This window comes from Streptomyces sp. KLMMK, assembly GCF_036961605.1.
In the GTDB taxonomy this organism is placed as follows: Bacteria; Actinomycetota; Actinomycetes; order Streptomycetales; family Streptomycetaceae; genus Streptomyces; species Streptomyces telluris.
In genome coordinates this window covers 1-5953 of sequence record NZ_JBAMDC010000393.1, presented here as the reverse complement: position 1 = coordinate 5953, position 5953 = coordinate 1, and the positions used below count along the sequence as shown (strand labels likewise).

General features: G+C 75.2%; 5 protein-coding genes. All 5 read left to right on the top strand.

Features of this window, described 5'->3' with window-relative positions:
* Positions 1-105 precede the first annotated feature (105 nt).
* Positions 106-1197 (top strand): dipeptide epimerase, encoded by a 1092-nt coding sequence (locus V7793_RS31905; RefSeq protein ID WP_336013168.1) that lies wholly within the window; start codon positions 106-108, stop codon positions 1195-1197.
* Positions 1194-2414 (top strand): MFS transporter, encoded by a 1221-nt coding sequence (locus V7793_RS31900; protein ID WP_336013167.1) that lies wholly within the window; start codon positions 1194-1196, stop codon positions 2412-2414. The genes V7793_RS31905 and V7793_RS31900 overlap by 4 nt, the downstream gene beginning before the upstream one ends.
* A 10-nt stretch (positions 2415-2424) precedes the next feature.
* Positions 2425-3204 (top strand): class I SAM-dependent DNA methyltransferase, encoded by a 780-nt coding sequence (locus V7793_RS31895; protein WP_336013165.1) that lies wholly within the window; start codon positions 2425-2427, stop codon positions 3202-3204.
* 252 nt (positions 3205-3456) lie between these two features.
* Complete coding sequence (locus V7793_RS31890; protein WP_336013163.1) at positions 3457-5028, top strand: ABC transporter substrate-binding protein; 1572 nt, start codon at positions 3457-3459, stop codon at positions 5026-5028.
* Positions 5025-5953 (top strand): ABC transporter permease (locus V7793_RS31885; protein ID WP_443058036.1); only part of this gene is annotated, 929 nt, incomplete at its 3' end. The genes V7793_RS31890 and V7793_RS31885, both read left to right, overlap by 4 nt.

The window sequence follows — 5953 nt, the reverse complement described above, 5'->3', positions numbered from 1 at the left end:
CACGGGACCGGCCGCCGCCGCGAGCCGCCGTGACGTTTCCGGTGGGCGTCCGGTCCGCAGCCGGGCGGGCGTTCGTCACCACCGCCGTACCGACGGAGGCATCTCTTGAAGACCACCCTGCGCACCGCCCGGCTCCGCCTCGCCGAGCCCCTGCGGATCTCCCGGGGCGTCATGGACGCCCGTGACGCCGTCTGGCTGACCGTCGAGCACGGCGGAGTCCGCGGCTTCGGCGAGGCCGTGGCCAGTGCCTACTACGGGCTGGACGCCGGTGCCATCCGGCGGCTGATGTGTCACGCGGCGGCCGGACTCGGCCGGTTCGCGACGCCGGAGAGCGCGCTGGAAGCCGTACGAGAAGAAACGCTTCTGCCGCGCGACACCCCGCCCGCCGTGACCGCCGCCGTCGAAGCCGCCCTGCTCGACCTCGCGGGCAAGCGCGCCGGCCTGCCCGTGCACCGGCTCCTGGAGGGCGGCAGCGTGGCCGCGCCCGCCGCCGGCACCGCCCGCACGATCGGCATCACCTCGCCCGTACGGGCCGCCCTGACGGCCCGCTGCCTCGCCGACGCCGGGTTCACCGTCCTCAAGATCAAAGGCGGGTCGCCCGACCCCGCCGACGACCTCGAGCGCGTACGAGCCGTCCGGCAGGCCGCCCCCCGCGCCCGGCTGCTCCTCGACCCCAACGGGGCCTGGACCGTAGCCCGGGCGCGGAAGCTGCTGCCGCGCTTCGCCGCGCTCGGCGTCGAGGCCGTCGAGCAACCCACCTTTCCCGGCGACCCCGAGGGCCTCGCCCGGCTCGCCGAGACCTCTCCGCTGCCCGTCATCGCCGACGAGGACGCGGTGAGCCTCGACGACGCCCGCCGTCTCGCGGGCCGCGTCCACGGCGTCAACGTCAAGCTCGCCAAGTGCGGTGGCGTCCACGCCGCCCTGCGGATCGCCGGCGCCCTGGCCGGCAGCGGCACGGAGCTCATGCTGGGCTGCCTGACCGCCAGTTCGCTCGGCATCGCGCCCGCCGTGCACCTCGCCGACCGGGCCCGCTGGACCGACCTCGACGGCCACTTGCTGCTCGCCCACGACCCGTGGACCGGCATCGGCGGCCGGGACGGGACCGTCCGGGCCCCGGGCGCCCCCGGCCTGGGCGTCCGCGCCACCGGGCGACACCCGCAACCGGCGCAACGCGCGCAAGGAGACCCCGCACCGTGAAGACCTGGCACGAAATACGCGGCTTCCCGCTCGCGATCCGCCTCCTCCTCGTCAACCAGCTCGGCGTCAACACCGGCTTCTACCTGCTCGTCCCCTACCTCGCCACCCACCTGGGCCAGGACCTCGGCATGTCCGCCGCCGTCATCGGCATCGTCCTCGGCGTCCGCAACCTCAGCCAGCAGGGCCTCTTCCTCATCGGCGGCTCGGCCGCCGACCGGCTGGGGGCGCGCGGCGTGATCATCGCCGGGTGCGCGCTGCGCACGGCGGGCTTCGCCCTGTTCGCCCTCGGCGACGGCCTCTCCGTGCTGCTCGCCGCGTCCGTCCTCAGCGGCCTCGCGGGCGCGCTCTTCAACCCCGCCGTGCGGACGTACCTCGCCCAGGAGGCGGGGGAGCGGAAGGCGGAGGCCTTCGCCCTGTTCAACGTCTTTGCGACCACCGGCGCGCTCATCGGACCGCTGCTCGGCAGCGCGCTCCTCCTCGTCGGCTTCCGGGCCTCCGCGCTCACCGCCGCCGGGATCTTCGCCGTGCTCACCGTCGCCCAGGCGCTCGTCCTGCCCGCCCGGCCGGCCGCACCCAGCGGCGGCGGCGTGCTCGCCGACTGGCGCGAAGTCCTCGCCAACCGGGCCTTCCTGGCGTTCTCCCTCGCCATGGTCGGCATGTTCACCATGGAGAACCAGCTCTACCTCCTGCTGCCCGACGGAGCCCGCCGCGCCACCGGCTGGGACGGCGCCGCGGGGCTCGTCCTCCTCGCCGGGACCCTCGCCAACCTGGCCCTGCAACTGCGCATCACCCGGGCCCTGAAGGACCGCGGCAGCCGGGGGAAGTGGGTCGCGGCCGGACTCGCCCTGATGGGCCTGGCCTTCCTGCCCCCGATGGCGGTGGCGGGCACCGAAGGGAACGTGCTCGGGCTGCTGCCCGTCCTCGGCGGGGCCCTGCTGCTCCACGTCGGCGTCATGGTCGCCCAGCCGTTCGTCATGGAGATGATCCCCGGCTTCGGGCGGCCCACGCTGACCGGCACGTACTTCGGCATCTTCTACGCCGTCTCCGGCATCGCCGCCGCCCTCGGCAACGCGCTCGTCGGCTGGGCCATGGACACCGGCGGGCGCGACGGGACCCAGTGGCTGCCCTGGGCGTGCTGCCTGGCGCTCGGGCTCGCCTCCGCGGGCGGGATGGCGTGGCTGCACCGGCTGCGGGCACTGCCGGCGGCGACGGCCTGAAGGGACGATGATGAACACCCGGAACCTGCTGACCGACCACCCCGAACTCTACGAAGCCCGCTTCCCCGACCCCGAACGGCTCGCCGCCCGCTGGGCCGAGGCCGCCCTCGCCGCCCACGGCGCCGGGCCGCGCGTCCTCGACCTCGGCTGCGGCACGGGCCGGGACGCGGCGTGGCTCCACGGAGCCGGGCGCGAGGTCACCGGCGCCGACCTCTCCGAAGCCATGCTCGCCCACGCCCGGACCCGGCACCCCGGCCCCGCGTACCTCCGCGCCGACCTGCGCGGATTCGACCTCGGCGACGGTGTCTTCGACGCGGTCGTCTGCCTGGACAGCGCGCTCCTGTACTGCCACACCAACGAGGAGCTCGACGGCCTCCTCGGCTCCTGCCGGCGGGCGCTGCGGCCGGGAGGCCTGCTCGTCGCCGAGATGCGCAACGGGGCGTTCTTCCTGGGCCGCACGGAGCTGCTGGACGCGCCGGCGTCCGGGGATTTCACCTGGCAGGGGCGCACGTACGCGCACGTGACGACGCTGAGCGTCGACCGCGCGGCGCAGCTGCTGCGGCGCCGCCGCGTCTGGACGACGGACGGCTCCCCGCCGTTCGAACAGCGCTCGGCGTGGCGCCTGCTGTTCCCCCAGGAACTGCGCTACGCACTGGCCGCGCACGGCTTCGACACCGTCTCCCTCCACGACGGCCCCGGCCCCCGCACGGAGCCTCCCTGGCAGGAGGGGGACCCGCCGTCGCCCGGGGCCGACGGCGACCGCCTGCACGTGATCGCCCGGCGCCGGTAGCGCCCGGCCGGCTGCGGGCCGGTCCGGCACCGCCGGGCCGCACGGCGGCGGCTGCTCGCCACGGCGGCGACCACAAGGGCGCCGATTCCACTGCCGCGAGGCATTGAGGCGCCGCGCCCGCGCACTTCACGTTTGCCGCCGTGGTGAGCAACCACGACGTCGTGGTCCGGCGGCGCCGTACCCACCGGGCCCGGGCGCCGGCATCGGCACCCACCCCCACCCCCACTACCACCCCAACCAGGAGGAACCTCCATGCACACCCCTCACCCCGGCCTCCGGCGGCGCGGGTTTCTGGCCGTCGCAGCAGCCGGCGGCATCGGCCTGGCCGGGCTGGGCAGCGCCGGGTGCTCACCCGGCACGGATACCGGTACCGGCACCCGTGCCGGCGCCGCCCGCAAGGGCGGCCGGTTGCGGGCCGTGTTCGCCGGGGGCGGGGCCGCCGAGACGCTTGATCCGCATCTGGGGAACCTCTTCGCCGACGCGGCCCGGGCCAAGGCCCTGTTCGACAAGCTCGCCGACTACGCGCCCGATCTGACCGCCAGGCCCCGCCTGGCCGAGCGGTGGGAGGCGAGTACCGGGCTCGACCGGTGGTCGGTCACGCTGCGGGAGGCCGTCTTCCACGACGGCAGGCCCGTCACCGCCGAGGACGTCCTCTTCAGCTACCGCCGGATCGCCGATCCGAAGAAGGCCTTCCGGGCCCGGGCGTCCCTGGAACCGATCGACCTGGAGGCCAGCCGGGCCACGGGACCCCGTACCGTCGAGTTCCGCCTGAAGCGGCCGACGGCCGAATTCCCCAACGTACTGGCGGCGTTCGGCGCGTACATCGTGCCGAAGGGCACCGAGCGCTTCGACGAGCCCGTGGGGTCGGGCCCCTTCCGCCACGTGTCGTTCGCGCCCGGGCGATCCGCCCGGTTCCGCCGCAACGACGCCTACTGGGACGGCGCCCCGCACCTGGACGAGCTGGAGTTCGTCGTCGCGAACGAGGAGTCGGCGCGCGTCAACGCCCTGCTCGGCGGCCAGGTCGACTACGCGCACGAGCTCACCCCCACCACCGCCCGCGCACACGAGGGCAGGGGCCGCATCGACATCGTGCGGCTGCGCAACAGCGCGATGCAGGGCTTCGTGATGAAGACCGACCGGCCCCCGTTCGACGACCCGCGCGTACGGGAGGCGTTCTTCCTCATCGCCGACCGCGACGAGCTCGTCAAGGGCGCCCTGTCCGGTGCGGGCGTGATCGGCAACGACCTCTTCGGCAAGGGCTGCGCCCACTACGCGGCGGGCCTGCCGCAGCGCCGCCAGGACCTCGACCGGGCCCGGCGCCTGCTGAAGGAGGCCGGGGCCGAGGACCTGAAGGTCACGCTGGACACCTCCCCGGTCGCCGCGGGCTTCACGGAGGCCGCCGGCATCTTCCGCGACCAGGCCGCGAAGGCGGGCGTCACCGTCGAGGTGCGCGTCGGCAACAAGGACAGCTACTGGAAGGACATCCTCGACCACGGCACCTTCGCCAGCTACCGCTCCGGCGCCATGCCCATCGAGTCGCACATCTCCCAGCGGCTGCTGAGCGACTCCACCACCAACGCCACCCACTGGCGCCGCAAGGACTTCGACGAGCTCTACCGGCGCCTGCAGTCGACCAAGGACGACCGGGAGCGGGCCGGGCTCTACGAGCGGATGCAGCGCCTCCTGCACAGCGAGGGCGGCTTCCTGGTGTGGGGTTTCGCCGACTGGATCGTCGGCACGTCCCGCCGTGTGCGCGGCGTGGCCCGCGACGCCCCGGCCAACACCCTGGACTGGGCCCGCTTCGACAAGGTGTGGCTGGCGTGAGCCGCTGGATCGTCCGCCGGATCCTGCTCGGCGCAGCCCAGACCGCCGCGGTCGTGCTGCTTGTCTTCGCGCTCACGGAGGCCCTGCCGGGCGACGCGGCCGTGGCCCTCGCGGGCGACGATCCGGACCCGGCCCGCATCGCCGCGATCCGCGAGGCCCTCCACCTGGACCGGCCGGCGCACGAGCGGCTGGGGGAGTGGGCCGCGGGCCTGCTCCACGGCGAGCTGGGGGTGTCGCTCGCCTCGGGCCGCCCGGTGGCGGCGGCGCTCGCTGAGGGGTTCGGGCCGACGCTGCTCCTGGCCGCGCTCACCCTCGCCCTCCTGGTCCCGGCGGGCGTCGGCCTCGGCGTGCTGGCGGCCCGCCGCGAGGGCACCCCGGTCGACCGGGTGGTCTCCTCGGTGACGCTCGCTGTGTACGCGGTGCCCGAGTTCGCCCTCGGGGTGCTGCTGGTGACCGTCCTGGCCCTGCGCCTGGGCTGGCTGCCCCCGACCGCGGTCGGCTACGGCACCGGCCTGCTCGCCCACCCGGAGGCGCTCGTCCTGCCCGTCCTGGTGCTGCTGTCCCGTCCGGTGTGCTCGATCAGCCGGCTGGTGCGGGCCGGCATGGTCGAGGCGCTGGCCTCCCCGTACGCGGCGCAGGCCCGCCGCTACGGCCTGTCCGGCGCCCGCGTCCGCTACGCGCACGCCCTGCCCAACGCGGTCGCCCCCGCCGCCCAGCAGCTCGCCCGCACCGTCGACTGGCTGCTGTGCGGGGTGATCGTCGTCGAGGCGCTGTTCGTGATCCCCGGCCTCGGCACCGTCCTGATGGACGCGGTGGCCGCCCGCGACGTCCCCGTGGTGCAGGGCCTGGCCGTGGTCTTCGGCCTGGTCGCCGTCGTCCTCAACCTGGCCGCGGACCTGGTCGCCCACCGCTTCGCGCCGCGCGC

Excerpts from the sequence above, each read along its gene's own strand:
- V7793_RS31895 (WP_336013165.1), top strand. The coding sequence starts at position 2,425 with ATGAACACCCGGAACCTGCTGACCGACCACCCCGAACTCTACGAAGCC.
- V7793_RS31890 (WP_336013163.1), top strand. The coding sequence starts at position 3,457 with ATGCACACCCCTCACCCCGGCCTCCGGCGGCGCGGGTTTCTGGCCGTC.